Consider the following 15,847-nt stretch of genomic DNA (forward strand, 5'->3'; position numbering starts at 1 on the left):
ATCGCAGGACCCCTTCACCCGTGTGCTGTCGAACAGATCGTTTACCGGAAAGTGCATGAAGCGTTCACGTATAACGCATAGCGTGTGCGTTACAGGCAACCTACCAGCGGGTAAGTGCGCCCGCAAGTCACACGCCGTGCGTTATCTTGAGGTGGATGACACATCTGGGTTTCCGGCGCGCACGTTCGGAGGAGAACAAGCGTCAACGTGCGGCAACGATCGTGGAAGCGGCGCGCTCGCTGGCGCTGGAGTCCGGTGTCGCGTCGGTCACTCTCACGGGTTTGGCCAATCGTGCGGGTGTCCATCACTCCGCGGTGCGCCGCTACTTCAGCTCCCATAAAGAGGTGCTGCTGAGGCTCTCGACAGAAGGTATGGCCGCGTTGGCCGAATCCGTGTGCTCGGAATTGGACGGCTCGCGGGAGCGGTCGCCCGCAGATGTCGGTGCCGTGCTGTCGCGTGCTCTCATCGAGGCACCGCTGTTCTGCGATCTGCTGGGCAGTCATTATCTGCACCTTGAGCACGAGGTCGAACTCGGCCAGGTCCGGGAGGCTCAGCGGGTCAACCAGGCGGCGGCGATGACGATGGTCGACGCGATAGAACGCGCGGTGCCGGAGCTGGACCGCAACAGCGCGCTCGACATCGTCACTTCGGCCTTCGCGCTGTCCGGAATGCTGTGGCAGTTCACTCATCCCCCCGAAGGGCTTGAGCACGATTTCAAGGAAGAGCCGGGCTTTCCGCAAGACTGGGACACGGATTTCGCCAGCACGCTGACGAGGCTGCTCACCGCCACCTGCATCGGGGCCGCGAAAACGCCTTAGCTCAGCCGCTTTTCGAACCAGTGGTGCGCGTACTTTTCGTCGTTGAACGCGGCGACCTCGCTGTAGCCCGCCGAGCGGTACATCGCGATCGCTTCGGTAAGAGCCCGGTTGGTGTCCAGGCGAATCGTGCGGGCGCCGTGGGTGATTGCTCGCTGCTCAAGCTCGGCGAGAATTCGTTTCCCGAGTCCCATACCGCGGACATTGGGGGAAATCCACACTCGTTTGACTTCGGCCGTTTCGATGATGCCGCCAGCGTCCCTGAGGAGCTTGAGCCCACCGCAGCCGACGGGCTCTTCGTGCAGGGTTGCGACGAGGAACAGTCCGGCGGGGGCGCAGAGTTCGGCGTCGCCGGCGGGGAGCGTCAGCGCGGGATCAAACCCGCCCGAGAATCTCGCCGAGATCTCGTCGAAGTAGGCGCGAATGCAATACCGGGCCTTCGGGGAGCGGGTGTCCATGACGGCGATCTGAACCTGCGAGGCCACAAAGAGTCGTTCGACTTCAGCCATGGCATCGGCGAGCCGTTGCCGCTGGCTGAAGCTGAGCGGTTCCAGGATCGAACGCGCCAGGTCGTCCGAGCGACGATCCAGCTCGGACAGTTCGGTGTGGCCTGCGGGCGTCAGGCGCGCGGTGCGCACCCGGGTGTCGCCGTCCGCGGCATTCACCTCGATGAGCCCACCGCCTTCCAGGGCGCGCAACAGCCGGCTGAGGTACCCCGAGTCCAGTCCCAGGCGGGCACGCAGCTCGCGGATATCGCATCCCCCCGAGAGCCCGGAACCGTTGGCGCCGATCTCCCACAACACCCGCGACTGCCCCAGAGGGCGGTCCCGGGTGAGGTATTCGCTCTCGAGGACGCCTATTCGTTGGGTGACGGTTCTGTTGAAGCTGCGCAACCCGTCGACCAGGGCATCGGTCATTTACCTGACTTTAGTCAGGTAAAGCCGCGATGTCTTCGTTGTTGGACGGGTAACGGCCAAGTGCGCCGCCAGAACGTACCCTCATGGGCGTGTCCGAGACCGTCTCCGATTGGGTGCCCACCGGCGCGGTGACCGTTCGGGCGCCCGGCAAGGTCAATCTCTACCTCGCCGTCGGAGACCTGCGTGACGACGGCTATCACGAGCTGACCACCGTTTTCCATGCGGTGTCACTGGCCGATGACGTCACGGTTCGGGATGCCGACGTGCTGTCGGTCGACGTCGTCGGGCAGGGCGAGGGGACGGTGCCCACCGACGAGCGCAACCTTGCCTGGCAGGCTGCCGAACTCTTCGCCGACCATGTGGGCCGCGCCCCCGACGTGTCGATCTTCATCAACAAGGACATCCCGGTCGCAGGCGGTATGGCCGGCGGATCCGCCGATGCGGCCGCGGTGCTGGTCGCGATGAACGAGCTCTGGCGCGCCGGTGTGCCGCGCCGCGATCTGCACCACCTGGCCGCGCGGCTCGGCAGCGATGTCCCGTTCGCATTGCACGGGGGAACCGCCCTGGGCACGGGCCGGGGTGAGCAGCTGGCCACGGTTTTGGCGCGCAACGTCTTTCACTGGGTGTTCGCGTTCGCCGACGGGGGTTTGTCGACACCCGATGTGTTCCGGGAGATTGACCGGCTGCGCGAGAACGGCGATCCGCCGCGGCTCGACGAGTCCGACGAATTGCTCGGGGCGCTCGCTGCCGGGGATGCACGCCGGTTGGCGCCGCTGCTGGGCAATGAGCTGCAGGCCGCTGCGGTGAGTCTCAATCCGGGGCTGCGGCGCACGCTCCGGGCAGGGGAATCCGCGGGCGCTCTCGCCGGAATCGTGTCCGGTTCCGGCCCCACGTGTGCGTTCTTGTGTACCTCGGCCGACGATGCGGTGCAGGTGGGTGCCGAGCTCGCCGGCGCCGGCGTGTGCCGGACCGTCCGGGTGGCCAGCGGGCCCGTGCATGGCGCGCAGGTCATCCAGGGCCGCAGCGACGGCTAGACACGCCGAATAGTGCGACACGCCGAACGGCCAGATCACAGTGGGTTTTGACGGCGATTAAGAAAAGCCTAAGATGCTACGGGATCGTACGAAGGCATCCGGACTGTCACCTGAACGATATGAATCCGCTGCTAACGGCCCCGCGCGCGCCTACCGCGCGTCGCGGCAGCTGTGGCGGACCATCCGATAAGGACGCGTGACTCGCCCAACAGGCCTAGGCCAGGAGGAACTGTGAGCAGGTTTACCGACGAGCTCTACGCCAATGCGCTGTCCAGCAGCAAGGGCATGGTCACCGGCGAACCCGACACCCCCGTTCGGCACACCTGGAAGCAGGTCCACGAGCGCGCCAAGCAGCTGGCCGGTGGTCTGGCCGCCGCAGGTCTCGGACCTGACGATGCGATCGGCATGTTGGTGGGTATGCCCGTCGAGATCGCCCCGGCGATCCAGGCGGTGTGGATGCGTGGTGCCTCGCTGACGATGCTGCACCAGCCGACCCCGCGCACCGACCTCGCCGTGTGGGCCGAGGACACCCTCAAGGTTGTCGACATGATCGGGGCGAAGGCCGTCATCGTGTCTGCCCCGTTCGACGCCGCCGCACCGGTGCTGGAGGAGAAGGGCGTCATCGTCGTCCAGATCAAGGATCTGTGGGACGCCGATGCGATCGAGCCCCTGGATGTCGACGAGGATGCTGTGGCGCTCATGCAGCTGACCTCGGGGTCGACGGGTTCCCCGAAGGCGGTCAAGATCACCCACCGCAACCTCTACGCCAACGCGCACGGCATGTACGTCGCCTCCAAGTACAAGCCCGAGTCCGACGTGATGGTCAGCTGGTTGCCGCTGTTCCACGATATGGGCATGGTCGGCTTCCTCACGGTGCCGATGTTCTTCGGTGCCGAGCTGGTGAAGATCACCCCGATGGACTTCATGCGCGATGTTCTGTTGTGGGGCAGGCTGATCGACAAGTACAAGGGCACCATGACGGCCGCCCCGAACTTCGCCTACTCGCTGTTCGCCAAGCGGCTGCGCAACCAGGCCAAGCCGGGCGACTTCGACCTCTCGACCCTGCGATTCGTGCTCTCCGGCGCCGAGCCGGTGGATCCGGCCGTGGTCCACGACCTGTGCGATGCCGGAAAGCCCTTTGGGTTCAAGCCCTCCGCGATGGTTCCTGCCTACGGCATGGCCGAAACCGCCTTGGCCGTGTCCTTCTCGGAGGTTGAAGCCTCCGGTCTCATCGTCGACGAGGTTGACGCCGACCTGTTGGCCGCCCTGCGTCGCGCGGTTCCCGCCACCCGCGGAAATCTGCGCCACCTGGCGACACTCGGCCCGCTGCTGCCCGGCATCGAGGCGCGTGTCATCGATGAGGACCTGAATGTGCTGCCCCCGCGCGGCGTTGGCGTCATCGAGCTGCGGGGTGAGTCGGTGACCCCCGGCTATGTGACCATGGGTGGTTTCCTGGCCGCGCAGGACGAAAACGGTTGGTACAACACCGGTGACCTCGGATACCTGACCGAGAAGGGTCACGTCGTGGTCTGCGGTCGTGTCAAGGACGTCATCATCATGGCGGGCCGCAACATTTACCCGACCGATATCGAACGTGCGGCCGGCCGCGTCGAGGGTGTGCGGCCGGGTTGTGCGGTCGCCGTGCGGCTGGAAGCCGGGGTGGACCCCAAGAATCAGCGCGAGACCTTCGCGGTTGTGGTGGAGTCCAACGCATTCGAGAACGCGGATGAGGTTCGCCGGATCGAGCAGCAGGTCGCGCACGAGGTCGTTGCCGAGGTCGATGTGCGTCCGCGCAACGTGGTGGTGCTTGGACCGGGCAGCATTCCGAAGACGCCGTCCGGCAAGCTGCGCCGCTCGACATCGGTGGCCCTCGTCATCTAAGCGCCGTTACCGTCGCGCATGTGATCCGAGTCGTTCCGTGAGCACCGCGGCGCCCTCACCGCTCAGGCACTCGAGCATTCGTGGCCTGCCGGCCAGCACCGATGTGAACGCGGCGGCCGGGCCGTGCACCTCCGGGCCCGATCTTCCGTGAGCCCAGCGGACATCCGTTGCACGCAACTGGAGCCCACGTGCGGTGAAGTATGCGGGGACAAACGGATTCGGCAGTCCCACTTGAGTGTTGAGCACCTTGACGAGAATGTCCGCGGGTATCGAAGATGCGCGGTCGAGTGCGAACAGGATGTCCAGTTCGTGGACCACGTGATCACCCAGGAGCAGGCTGCGCGGAAACACCTTGCCGATTCCGGTGGGTCGGTTGATGAGCCCGCGGTAATCGCCCAGGAGTTCCTCGGGCGATCGATCGGCTGCCAGACTTTTTGCCGTTCTGGTGTTTTCTCGGTCGAATGACCATTGTCGGATCACTCCCGCGGTGATGCCGCGTACCGGGGCGCTGCATCCAATCACCAGATGCGCCAACACCTCGTGGTTCGACCACTCGGTGCAGAGGCTGGGGCCCAGCCAGTCCGCCGGGCTGAGGTCCGCCACGGCATCGAGGAACCTCGCGTCGTTGGCGCGCAGGATGTCAGCGTGCGACATGAAGGTGCTCTCGAAGAAACAGGGTTTGCTCGGAGAGCGCACGCTCCAGCACCGGTGGCTGATAGATATCGAAATGGCCTGACTCGTAGTGGAGTTCGACGCCGCGGGGCGCGCCACGCGCCACCAGCTCGGCATAACGGGGACTCGTCAGTTCCTCGCGGTCGCAGACGCAGACCAGTAGTGGTGCGGAAATTTTCCGTGCGCGACGCAGGGCAGAGGTGAATACCAGTGTGGATGCCTCGGCGGCCGTCATCCGGTTGTCGAACTCATGGCCGGGTGGGCAGGTCGACTCCCAGCCGGCCAGGGCGCCATCGGTGCTCACCAGTGCTGAGCTTCCCGGTGGTCCCACAATCGGCACATACCGTCTCGGTCGACCGAATGCCATGCGCAGCAGATCTTCGACGATTGAGAGGCCGAGCCGCATCATCGACCAGAGGCTGGAAGTGCGCGCGGCCCCGGGCCCGTGCACGATGGGGCACTGGATGACCGCTGCGGCGAGATCGTCACGACCGGCGGCCACCAATGTCACGTGCATGGCTCCGAGGCTGGTGCCCCACAACGCGATGCGATCGCCATCGATATCTGGGTGGTTCTGCAGGAACGCGATGGCCGACTCGACATCGTGGCGTTGCTTTCGCATCGAGAATTGTTGGCGCGGTGAACCTTCGGAGGCGCCTGTGTGGCGGTAGTCGAATGCCAGCGTGGCGATCCCCGCCGACGCGAAGTGCCTCTCGTACTGCGGCAGCATCATGTCGTGGGTGGCGCCCAGGCCGTGCACTAGTACCACCGCGGGATGGCGCCCGGGCTCGGCGGGGCGGGTGAGCCATCCGGCGCATCGAATGCCGGCAGATGAGAATCCGACACGTTCGGTAGTGGAGGTCGTCATGAGGTCTCTCCCTGAGTTCTATAGGTACGATGTACGTATAGATCGAGACTGCAATACGTACGATGTACTTGTCAAGGGAGCTTGATGAAAGCGCGCTTCACCAGGGATGAGATAGCGGCTACCGCACTGGAACTCGTAGATGCCAAGGGGTTGGCAGCGCTGAGCATGCGATCGTTGGCGTCGGCGCTGGGTACCGGGCCGATGACGCTCTACAACTATGTCGATGACAAGGAAGGGCTGGAGGAGCTGGTGGTGACGGCGGTGATGGCCGCCGTGCCGGCGTACAAGCCGTCTGCGAATTGGCGGTCCGATGTCGAACGGATCGCGCGGGGCATCTGGACTGCGGTAGGTAAGCACCCGGCCGCCATCCCGTTGGTGCTCACCCGTCGAATGTCCTCGCCTGCCGGTTTCGCGGTGATCGATGCACTCATTGCTGCACTCGGCCGCGCTGGGCTTGAGGAGGAGAGTCGGCTGGCCGCGTTCCGGGCGGTGCTGGGATTCGCTCTTGGCTCCGCGCAGGCCGGCCTCGGAGATGACAACAGGGGAGCCGCGATTCGGATCGGCGGGGTCGCCGGTGATGTCTATCCGAACGTGGCGGCACTCGCCAAAGTGGCGCAACAGAGCAGTCCTGCAACCGAATTCACGCTCGGGATCACCATGCTGCTCGATGGGATCGCGATGCGGGGGCGCTGACTACTCGAACGGAACGGGTGGCATCCTGACCACCTGGGCGGCATAGCTCAGTCCGGCCCCGTATCCGATGAGCAGGGCCAGATCGCCCGGCTTGGCGGCGCCGGTGGACAGCAGGCCCTCCATGGCCAACGGAACCGAAGCGGCAGAGGTGTTGCCCGTGTGTTCGATGTCGTTGGCGATCACCGCATCCGAACGCAGGTGCAGGTTCTTGGCCAGGAGTTCGTTGATCCGGCTGTTGGCCTGGTGCGGGACGAAGACATCGATATCCTCCGGGCCCACCTTGGCTGCTTCCAGGGCGCGCTGGCCCACCTTGCCCATTTCGAATGCGGCCCAACGGAATACCGAGGTGCCCTCGATGCGCAGATAGGGTCGCGGGCCCTCGGGGTCGGGTGCCGCCGCGAAGTCCATCCAGTCGATGTCCTGACGAATGGCGTTGGCCTGGCTGCCATCGCTGCCCCACACCGTGGGGCCGATGCCCTGTTCGGCGGTCTCGCCGACGACAACCGCGCCGGCCCCGTCGCCGAAGATGAAGCAGTTGCCGCGGTCGGTCATATCCAGTGCGGGGGAGAGCTTTTCGGAGCCGATGACCAGCACCTTGCTGGCGCTGCCACCGCGGATCATGTCGCCCGCCACACCCACCGCGTATCCGAATCCGGCACAGCCGGCGGACAGGTCGAACGCCGGGACACCCTGTGCTCCTAGCGTGGTGGCGACGGCCGGGGCGGACGCCGGTGTCTGCAGATAGTGGGTGCTGGTGGCGAGGATCACCGCATCGATCTCGGCGCCGGTGAGCAGCGCGTTGGCGATGGCCTTACGCCCGGCCTCGATGGCCAGGGTCTGGGCGGATTCTTCCTTGGCAGCGAACCGGCGGGTCTTGATGCCGGTGCGGGTGTAGATCCACTCGTCCGAGGATTCGATGCGCTCGCAGATCTCTTCATTGGTGACGACGCGTTCGGGACGGTATGCCCCCAGGCTGAGCAGGCCGATCTTGTTGATGCCGGTGATCTCCGCGATGTCGGTCATGAGGAGACCATAGCGGGGCCGCCCGGATGTCTAACCCCAGGCATGTACCTGATTCTGTGCTGCTTCCAGGCCGAGGCGGATCAGCAGCTCAGTCGCATCGACGCCCTGTTCGCAGAGCAACGGAACCTGTTCGCTTTCTGTCTTGGCGAAATTCTCCAGCACGAAGGCCGCAGGGTCCTTGCGGCCGGGTGGGCGCCCGACGCCCAGGCGGACCCGCAGATAGTCCTTGGTGCCCAGTGCTTGCGATACCGAGCGCAGCCCGTTGTGGCCGCCCTCGCCGCCGCCGAGCTTGAGACGCACAGTGCCGAAATCGAGATCCAGCTCGTCGTGCATGACGATGACGTTCCCGGGGGGAACGGAAAAGAACTTGGCCAGCGCGGCCACCTGAGGGCCGGATGTGTTCATGAACGTGCGTGGTTTGGCCAGATTCACGGCCCGGCCGCCGAGGCGAATCGTTGTCGCCTCGGCGCCGGACTTCTTGTGCGGCTTGAACGTTGCGCCGTCCTTGGCCGCCAACAGGTCGGCGACCATGAATCCGAGGTTGTGCCGGGTCTTGGCGTAGGTCGGCCCGGGGTTGCCCAGGCCGACCACCAGCACGGCATCGTCGGATAGAGGCACGGATTACTCCGCTCTACTCTTCGGAGGAGCCCTCGGCGGCCTCGTCCGCGGCGGGAGCCTCGGCAGCACCTTCGCCGCCGCCACCCTCGGCGTCCATCTCGTCGGCGGTCGGGGCCGCGACGACGTTGATGACCAGGGTCTCGGGATCGGAGATCAGGGTCGAGCCCTTGGGCAGCTCGATCGATCCGGCGGTGATCTGGGTGCCCGCGGCAAGGCCCTCAACCGACACGGTGAGGAACTCGGGGATCGACAGCGCCTCGGCCTCGATCTCCAGGGTGTTGGCGTCCTGGGTGACCAGGGTGCCGCTCTCGGCGTCGCCCTCGATGTGGACGTTCACCTCAACGGTGACCTTCTCGCCCTTGCGCACGACCAGCAGGTCCGCGTGCACCAGGTTGCGGCGGATGGGGTGAATCTCGATGGTCTTGGTGAGGGCCAGCTGCTCGCGCCCCTCGATGTCCAGGGTCAGGATGGCGTTGGTGCCGGTGTGGCGCAGCACGGCCGCGAAATCGCGGGCCGGCAGGTTCAGGTGCTCGGGGGTGGTGCCGTGGCCGTACAGGACCGCGGGAACCAGGCCGTCGCGGCGGGCGCGGCGCGAGGCGCCCTTGCCGGTGTCCGTGCGGACGGTGACGGTGAGGTTATTGCTGGTGGGGGCGTTCTTCTTGGACATCTGGTCAACTCCTTGCGTTTCGTGAGACACGGCGCAGGGAGGACATCAGGATGACGCCCATGATCCCGTCGATAACGGTGGGAAGACCCACCCTCGCCGTGACAGCCCGTTCAGAGTAGCCGAGCCCGGACCTGAAAGACCAATCAGCGGGGGTGTCAGAGAGGGAAGGACACCCCGGTGAGCTGCTCGGACAGGTGCCATAGGCCCTTAGCGCTCTCGGCGTCCTGGGCTCTGCGGCTGCGGCCCACCTGCTTGGGGTAGCCCTTGGCTTCGAACGGGCCGTCCGGCCCGATGTACGTGTCGCCCGGCAGATCCTGGGATGCGGCGTACAGCGTGGGCAGGGCGCCGTGTGCGGCATCCTGCGCAAAGAGGTTGCCGGTCTTCAAGGCGATCTCGAAGATCGGGTTCCCGCTGTGCGACTGCAGCTCGGTGGCGGCCACACCCGGATGGACGGTCAGCGCGCGCACCGGCGATCCGGCCGCGCTCAGCCGGCGCTGCAGTTCCTTGGTGAACAGCAGGTTGGCGAGCTTGGATGCGCCATACGCTCCGGCGCGGGTGTATCCGCGCCGCTCGTAGTTGAGATCGGCGAGGTCGATCTTCCCGGCGCGATGAGCGACCGATGCCACCGCGATCACACGGTCGGTGATCTTGGGGAGCAACAGATTGGTGAGTGCGAATGCGCCGAGATGGTTTGTGCCGATTTGGCTTTCGAAGCCATCGACGGTCTTGGCCTGCGGCACCATCATGATGCCGGCGTTGTTCACCAGGATGTCGGCGGTATCGACGGTGTCGGCGAAGGCACGCACCGACGCCAGATTGGCGACGTCGACCTGACGCACCTCGGTGCTTCCCTTGATCGAGGACTGGGCGGCCTTGCCCTTCTCGGTGTTGCGCACCGCCATGACGACATGGGCGCCCACGCGAGCCAGCTCGCGGGCGGTCTCCAGGCCGAGTCCACTATTGGCTCCGGTGATGATGACGGTGCGGCCTTCAAATGACGGCAGCGCCGCGGCGGTCCATTTGGTCACGGGAGCTGACCCTAATGCTCAAGCTCGATACCGTCGAGGGCGTGACTTTTGAGGCAGACGTCGACGCCTTCCTTTCGGGCCTGCAGTCCCCACCCCGCCTGCTCGGTATCGGAGAACCGACCCATGGGCCGCAGGAGTTCGGTTACCTGCGCAACCGGCTGCTTCGTCACCTTGTGGTCGAGCGCGGCTTCCGGTCGGTCACGCTGGAGAGTGACGCCGTGGCCGGATTCGCCGTCGACCGGTATGTGACGGCAGGGGAGGGCACCCTCGACGAGGTGCTCGACGCCGGATTCAGTCACGGGTTCGGTGCGTATCCGGCCAGCCGCGAGCTCGTCGCGTGGCTACGCGACTGGAACAGCGGCCGAGCACCCGGCGAACAGGTGCGGTTCTACGGTTTCGACGCCACCACCGAGATGATGGCGTCGCCAAGTCCGCGCGACACCCTCCTCGCGGTGCACGGGTATCTGTCGAACGGTGGTGCCGCCCTGCCTTACTCCGAGGAGGTGATCACCGATCTGGTGGGTGAAGATGCCGCCTGGTCTCACCCGGACGCCATGCTCGATGCCACCGTCTCGATCGGCCGATCGGCTCCGGCACGCGCATTGCGGCTGGTTGCCGATGAACTCGTGATCGCGTTGGCGAGGTACGCCCCCGCGTTGCGCGCCTCGACCTCGCCGCAGCAGTTCTGGCAGATGTGCACCGTCGCCCGCGCGGCAGTGAGCCTGCTGCGGGCACATTTCGCGATGGCCGACCCTGGCCCGGATCGCATGTCCACCATGCTGGGTGTCCGGGATGCGCTCATGGCCGAGAATCTGGAGGCTATCGCCGAGGCCGAAATGCATAGGGGCCCAACGTTGGTGTTCGCCCACAACGAGCACCTGCAGCGACATCAGAGCACGGTGTCCATGGGCCCTGCGCAGGCGAGTTGGTGGTGCGCCGGAGCGCTGGTGGCCTCGGCCGATCGTGTCCCGTACGCGGTCATCGCAAGCGATTTCGGCACTCATGAAGCCGCGAACATCGGCGTGCCGCACGCTGCCACCCTCCAGGGATGGATGTGGGGCTGGGAATCCGATCGGATCCTGTTTCCTGTTGGCGAGATACCGGATGGACTGCTCGCCCGTCAGGACGTGGCCCCGCAGACGGGTTGTTACCCGGTTGACCCCGGCCAGCTCACGGGCGTGGATGCCATCGCATTCATTCGGTGCCTCAGCGCTTCGTGATCTTCAGGCCGCCGGTGAGAGCGGCGACGTCCGTGGCCAGTGCCGACGCCTGCGCCTCGGTGGTGGTCACCGTGAGCTGCACGAGGTAGTGCAGCGGTCCGTCCGGCACGATGACGTCCCGATTCCACGCGTGCACCCGGACATTCTGGTTGTCGTAGGTGCCTTCGATGGCGGCCGACGGGTACCCCTGAAAGTCGTCGAGGGATGAGCTGATCTTTTGAAAGCCCTGGGCGTTCTGCGCGTCGACGAACCCGTGCTCGGTGATCGCCGTGCGGGCGTCCAGGGCACCCTCCAGCCTGATGAGGTAGATCACTGCGCTGGGTGTTCGTCCTTGATCGGCCGCGCTGGGTTTGTCACTGACCAGGTAGGCGGGTTCGAACGCGCCCAGATTCTCCCAGCCTTCGGGCAGCGGCATCTCGACGCGCACGTTCGCCGAACTCTCCGGCGACACCGGGACTACCTTGACGCCGGCGCTTTGCAGGTACTCGTTCATCGAGGTCGGCGTGGTGGTGGGTGTCGCCGTGGTGCTCGATGCCGAGCTGCTTGACGAACCAGCTTGTGGCTCGGGTTGTTTCGACTCGCATCCGGCGGTCGCGAGCGCCAGCAGGCACCCCGCGACCAGCGCGGCGCTACGCATTCCCGTCGAAAAGTCCTGTTACCGAACCGTTCTCGAAAACCTCGCGGATGGTGCTGGCGAGCAGCGGCGCAATCGACAGCACCGTCAGCTGGGGGAAGCGCTTCTCCTCGCCGATGGGCAGCGTGTTGGTGACCAGCACCTCGCGGGCGCCACAGTTGGCCAGGCGCTCGGCGGCAGGGTCGGACAGCACGCCGTGGGTGGCGGCAATCACGACGTCCTTGGCACCGGCCTCGTGCAGCAGCCCGACGGCCCCGGCGATGGTGCCACCGGTGTCGATCATGTCGTCGGTGATGACGCAGGTCTTGCCGGTGACGTCACCGACGACGCGGTTGGCCTTGACCTGGTTGGGCACTCGCGGGTCACGTGTCTTGTGGATGAAGGCCAGCGGCACACCGCCCAGGGAGTCGGCCCACTTCTCGGCGACGCGCACGCGCCCGGAGTCCGGCGACACGACGACGACATCTTCGCCATTGCTCACGTAGTGCTCGGCGATGTATCCACACAGCAGCGACTGGGCGCGCATGTGATCCACCGGTCCGTCGAAGAAGCCCTGAATCTGGTCGGTGTGCAGGTCCACCGTGACGATGCGGTCGGCGCCCGCGGTCTTGTACAGGTCTGCCACCAGGCGCGCCGAGATCGGCTCGCGGCCACGGTGCTTCTTGTCCTGGCGCGCATAGGGGTAGAACGGCAGGATCGCGGTGATCCGCTTGGCGCTGCCCCGCTTGAGCGCATCGATCATGATCAGCTGTTCCATCAGCCACGTGTTCAGCGGTGCCGGATGCGATTGCAAGACGAACGCGTCGCAGCCGCGTACCGACTCCTCGAAGCGCACGAAGATCTCGCCGTTGGCGAAATCGCGGGCGGTCTGCGCGGTCACCTGGACGTCGAGTTCCTTGGCGACCTGTTCGGCCAGTTCAGGGTGCGCACGACCCGAGAACAGCATCAGATTTTTGCGGTTATCGGTCCAGTCGGTGCTCACGGCGCAGCTAGTCCTCTTGGGTTCGTAATTTTGGGCTTCACAAGGACGGCGCCGGGTACCGGCCCGCCGGGATAATGGTACGGACCTTTCCCCGGTGACTGGGAGCGGGTTGCCGGAATTTGAACGCGAGATGTCCAACCGCGGTTTTCCGAGGCCGTGTTCGCCCTCGGTGGTCAGGAATCCCTGGACGCTTCTTCGGCGGCCCTGGCCGCATCGCTTCCGGGGCGTTTCTGGGCCACCCAGCCTTCGATGTTGCGCTGTGGGCCGGCCGACACGGCCAGCGCGCCCGGCGGCACGTCCTCGCGAATGACCGTGCCCGCGCCGGTGTACGCACCGTCGCCGACGGTCACCGGGGCCACGAACATAGTGTCCGATCCGGTCTTCACATGCGAGCCGATGACGGTGCGCCGCTTGGTTTCTCCGTCGTAGTTGACGAAGACGCTGGATGCGCCGATGTTGCTGTGCTCGCCGATATCGGCATCGCCCACATAGGTCAGGTGCGGCACCTTGGTGCCCCGGCCCACCGTCGAGTTTTTGACCTCCACGAACGCGCCCAGCTTGGCGCTCTCGTCGGTCACCGTGCCCGGCCGCAGGTAGGTGTACGGCCCGATCACCGATCGCGCACCGATGGTGGCGCCCTGGCCGTGGGTGCGGATGACAGTGGCCGAGTCGCCCACCGTGACGTCGATGAGGGTGGTGTCGGGGCCGATGTGGCAGTGGCCGCCGATAACGGTCTGCGAGTGCAGCTGGGTGCCGGGCGCGATGGTCGCGTCCTGCCCGATGCGGACGTCGACATCGATCCAGGTGCTGGACGGGTCGACGATGGTGACTCCCGCGCGCTGGTGGAACCGGATGATCCGCCGATTCAGCTCGGCACCCATTTCAGAGAGCTGCACCCGGTCGTTGACGCCGGCCACCAGCGCGCTGTCGTCAACATGGTTGGCGTGCACCACTTTTCCGCTCTGGCGGATGATCGACACGGCGTCGGTGAGGTACAACTCGTGCTGTGCGTTGTCCGAGCGCAGCTGAGACAGCGCCGCGTGCAGCGGCCCGATGTCGAAGGCGTACACCCCGGCATTGACCTCACCGATGGCACGTTGGCTGTCGGTGGCGTCGGTCTGCTCCACGATGGCGATGACCTCGCGGTCCTGGGTGCGCAGGATGCGCCCGTAGCCGGTGGGATCGGTCAGGGTGGTGGTCAGCAGGGTGGCGGCGGCGGGCTCGGCCTTATGCCGGTTGATGAGCCCGGCGAGCGTTTCCCCATCGAGCAGTGGGATATCGCCGGAGGTGACCACGACGGTGCCGGCGAAGTCCGCGGGCAGTGCCTGGAGGCCGCATGCCACGGCATGCCCGGTGCCAAGCTGTTGTTCCTGTACGGCGATGCCGATCTCGCGATGGAGCGATTCGGCGAGTATCTCCACTGCGGTGGCGATGCGTTCGCGGTCGTGCCCCAGCACGATCACCAGGTGTTCGGGGTTGACGCTGGCGGCGGCATGTACCGAGTGCGCCAACATCGAGCGGCCGCCGAGGGTATGCAGCACCTTGGGGATGTCCGAACACATGCGGGTACCGGCACCCGCGGCCAGCACGATTACTGCAGTCCCAGCGGAATTGCCTGGCATTTCCTACTCCCTACTGCTCCGTCGCCAGGACTCGAACCTGAACTATCTGAACCAAAATCAGAGGTGCTGCCGATTACACCACGACGGACTGTTACAGAATGAAGACTGTAGTCGACCAAGGAGCGAGGCTTGTCCGAGCGACATCAGGTCAACAAGCTCGGTCCTGTGGCCGAGGAAAGTGATGGCACATGTCGGTACCTAGTAGGCCGGATGGCCCCGGGCGGACTCCTCGCGTCCGGATGGCCGGTACTGAGCGGCGCCGCCAGCTGATCGATGTCGCGCGGTCGTTGTTCGCCGAACGTGGGTACGAAGCCACGTCCATCGAAGAGATCGCCCAACGCGCCGGAGTCTCCAAACCGGTCGTGTACGAGCATTTCGGCGGCAAGGAGGGCCTTTACGCCGTCGTGGTGGATCGCGAGATGTCGGTGCTGCTCGACGGCATCACCTCGTCGTTGACGAGTTATCGCTCGCGGGTGCGGCTGGAACAGGTGGCGTTGGCCTTGTTGAGCTATATCGAGGATCGCACCGACGGATTCCGGATCCTGATTCGGGACTCACCGCCGGGGGTCAGCTCGGGGACGTATTCGAGCCTGCTCAACGACGCGGTCAGTCAGGTGTCGAGCATCCTGGCGGGCGATTTCCAGCGCCGGGGGCTGGATGCGGAGATGGCGCCGTTGTATGCGCAGGCGTTGGTGGGACAGGTATCGATGACAGCCCAGTGGTGGCTCGATGCGCGGGAGCCCAAAAAGGAAGTGGTGGCGGCGCACATCGTCAACCTGTGTTGGCATGGCTTGAAGCATCTGGAAGCAGATCCGCAGCTACAGGAGGAATGAGCCCTCACACCGGAACATCTGCGCGCTCCGCATCGTTTGACATAACGGGTGGTTCGCACAGGAGGTGGTCGGTGGTGGCAGGGATTCGCCTGGTTCTCGGTGCGGCAGCCGCCGTCGCGGTCGCGCTGGTGGTCGCTCCCGTTGCGGCCGCAGACGACTGCAGTGGTCCACTGACCGCGCGGGTGTGTGTGAAGCCGGGCAACGCCGAGTTGCATTCCACGCCGAACCGGGAGTTCATTCCCGATGTTCCGCAGGCGTCGCCGTGGCTGGTCGTGGGTGGTACCGGCTCGGGTATCTGGATCCCATAAGCGCACGCGCGGGCGAGTCGAACCGGTGCGTG

Annotated in this window: 17 protein-coding genes and 1 tRNA gene; 7 read left to right on the forward strand and 11 right to left on the reverse strand. The window is 65.6% G+C overall.

All coding sequences use genetic code 11. The features are described 5' to 3' along the window. Positions 1 to 155 precede the first annotated feature (155 nt). The gene (locus HBA99_RS05605) at positions 156 to 818 is read left to right on the forward strand and encodes a TetR/AcrR family transcriptional regulator (RefSeq protein WP_070922706.1); all 663 of its coding nucleotides are present in this window, start codon (positions 156 to 158) and stop codon (positions 816 to 818) included. Here HBA99_RS05605 and HBA99_RS05610 read toward each other — a convergent pair. Next, entirely contained in the window at positions 815 to 1,732 is a 918-nt protein-coding gene (locus tag HBA99_RS05610) for a bifunctional helix-turn-helix transcriptional regulator/GNAT family N-acetyltransferase (RefSeq protein ID WP_070951447.1), read from the reverse strand. The two genes, HBA99_RS05605 and HBA99_RS05610, sit on opposite strands and share 4 nt — an antisense overlap. 83 nt (positions 1,733 to 1,815) lie before the next feature. On the opposite strand from HBA99_RS05610, the gene HBA99_RS05615 reads away from it, so the two are divergent. Together HBA99_RS05615 and HBA99_RS05620 are read left to right on the forward strand one after the other, a co-directional pair. Next, positions 1,816 to 2,766 (forward strand): 4-(cytidine 5'-diphospho)-2-C-methyl-D-erythritol kinase, encoded by a 951-nt coding sequence (locus HBA99_RS05615; protein ID WP_057963791.1) that lies wholly within the window; start codon positions 1,816 to 1,818, stop codon positions 2,764 to 2,766. A 231-nt stretch (positions 2,767 to 2,997) separates the two neighbouring features. Beyond that, positions 2,998 to 4,647 (forward strand): fatty acyl-AMP ligase, encoded by a 1,650-nt coding sequence (locus tag HBA99_RS05620; protein WP_057969344.1) that lies wholly within the window; start codon positions 2,998 to 3,000, stop codon positions 4,645 to 4,647. Between the two features lie 6 nt (positions 4,648 to 4,653). On the opposite strand, the gene HBA99_RS05625 is transcribed toward HBA99_RS05620, so the two are convergent. Next, a complete protein-coding gene (locus HBA99_RS05625) occupies positions 4,654 to 5,301 on the reverse strand; it encodes a maleylpyruvate isomerase family mycothiol-dependent enzyme (protein ID WP_070951446.1) in 648 nt (215 codons plus the stop codon). After that, positions 5,288 to 6,187 (reverse strand): alpha/beta hydrolase, encoded by a 900-nt coding sequence (locus HBA99_RS05630; protein ID WP_070950122.1) that lies wholly within the window; start codon positions 6,185 to 6,187, stop codon positions 5,288 to 5,290. Before HBA99_RS05630 ends, HBA99_RS05625 begins: the two co-directional genes overlap by 14 nt. Before the next feature lie 84 nt (positions 6,188 to 6,271). On the opposite strand from HBA99_RS05630, the gene HBA99_RS05635 reads away from it, so the two are divergent. After that, positions 6,272 to 6,880: a TetR/AcrR family transcriptional regulator gene (locus HBA99_RS05635; protein WP_070951445.1), complete on the forward strand. Its 609-nt coding sequence runs from the start codon at positions 6,272 to 6,274 to the stop codon at positions 6,878 to 6,880. Here the strand turns inward: HBA99_RS05635 and HBA99_RS05640 are convergent, their stop codons facing one another. The 4 genes from HBA99_RS05640 to HBA99_RS05655 form a co-directional block, all read right to left on the reverse strand. Continuing rightward, positions 6,881 to 7,903 (reverse strand): beta-ketoacyl-ACP synthase III, encoded by a 1,023-nt coding sequence (locus tag HBA99_RS05640; RefSeq protein WP_070951444.1) that lies wholly within the window; start codon positions 7,901 to 7,903, stop codon positions 6,881 to 6,883. It lies immediately after the preceding gene. 30 nt (positions 7,904 to 7,933) lie between these two features. After that, positions 7,934 to 8,500, reverse strand: coding sequence for an aminoacyl-tRNA hydrolase (gene pth / locus HBA99_RS05645; protein ID WP_081347720.1), 567 nt, complete (start codon positions 8,498 to 8,500; stop codon positions 7,934 to 7,936). A 34-nt stretch (positions 8,501 to 8,534) separates the two neighbouring features. Further along, positions 8,535 to 9,188, reverse strand: coding sequence for a 50S ribosomal protein L25/general stress protein Ctc (locus HBA99_RS05650; RefSeq protein ID WP_057966829.1), 654 nt, complete (start codon positions 9,186 to 9,188; stop codon positions 8,535 to 8,537). A gap of 155 nt (positions 9,189 to 9,343) precedes the next feature. After that, positions 9,344 to 10,216, reverse strand: a complete 873-nt coding sequence (locus HBA99_RS05655) for an oxidoreductase (RefSeq protein WP_070951442.1) — start codon at positions 10,214 to 10,216, stop codon at positions 9,344 to 9,346. 14 nt (positions 10,217 to 10,230) lie between these two features. Between HBA99_RS05655 and HBA99_RS05660 the strand changes: the two genes are divergently transcribed. Further along, the gene (locus tag HBA99_RS05660) at positions 10,231 to 11,436 is read left to right on the forward strand and encodes an erythromycin esterase family protein (RefSeq protein WP_070951441.1); all 1,206 of its coding nucleotides are present in this window, start codon (positions 10,231 to 10,233) and stop codon (positions 11,434 to 11,436) included. Here HBA99_RS05660 and HBA99_RS05665 read toward each other — a convergent pair. From HBA99_RS05665 to HBA99_RS05680, 4 genes are all read right to left on the reverse strand, one after another. Next, a complete protein-coding gene (locus HBA99_RS05665; RefSeq protein ID WP_057966832.1) occupies positions 11,423 to 12,073 on the reverse strand; it encodes an LpqN/LpqT family lipoprotein in 651 nt (216 codons plus the stop codon). The two genes, HBA99_RS05660 and HBA99_RS05665, sit on opposite strands and share 14 nt — an antisense overlap. After that, on the reverse strand, positions 12,066 to 13,052 hold the full coding sequence (locus tag HBA99_RS05670) for a ribose-phosphate diphosphokinase (RefSeq protein ID WP_005059141.1): 987 nt from the start codon (positions 13,050 to 13,052) through the stop codon (positions 12,066 to 12,068). The genes HBA99_RS05665 and HBA99_RS05670 overlap by 8 nt, the downstream gene beginning before the upstream one ends. 173 nt (positions 13,053 to 13,225) lie before the next feature. Further along, positions 13,226 to 14,674 carry a bifunctional UDP-N-acetylglucosamine diphosphorylase/glucosamine-1-phosphate N-acetyltransferase GlmU gene (gene glmU, locus HBA99_RS05675; protein ID WP_070951440.1) on the reverse strand — a complete coding sequence of 483 codons (1,449 nt, stop codon included), beginning with the start codon at positions 14,672 to 14,674 and terminating at the stop codon, positions 13,226 to 13,228. Positions 14,675 to 14,690: 16 nt separating this feature from the next. Then, positions 14,691 to 14,762: transfer RNA gene (locus HBA99_RS05680), tRNA-Gln, on the reverse strand. A 151-nt stretch (positions 14,763 to 14,913) separates the two neighbouring features. Between HBA99_RS05680 and HBA99_RS05685 the strand changes: the two genes are divergently transcribed. Further along, positions 14,914 to 15,507 carry a TetR/AcrR family transcriptional regulator gene (locus tag HBA99_RS05685; protein ID WP_030094579.1) on the forward strand — a complete coding sequence of 198 codons (594 nt, stop codon included), beginning with the start codon at positions 14,914 to 14,916 and terminating at the stop codon, positions 15,505 to 15,507. Positions 15,508 to 15,596: 89 nt separating this feature from the next. Beyond that, entirely contained in the window at positions 15,597 to 15,815 is a 219-nt protein-coding gene (locus HBA99_RS05690; RefSeq protein ID WP_109494334.1) for a hypothetical protein, read from the forward strand. Positions 15,816 to 15,847: the final 32 nt, after the last annotated feature.

The organism is Mycobacteroides chelonae, assembly GCF_016767715.1.
Taxonomy (GTDB): domain Bacteria; phylum Actinomycetota; class Actinomycetes; order Mycobacteriales; family Mycobacteriaceae; genus Mycobacterium; species Mycobacterium gwanakae.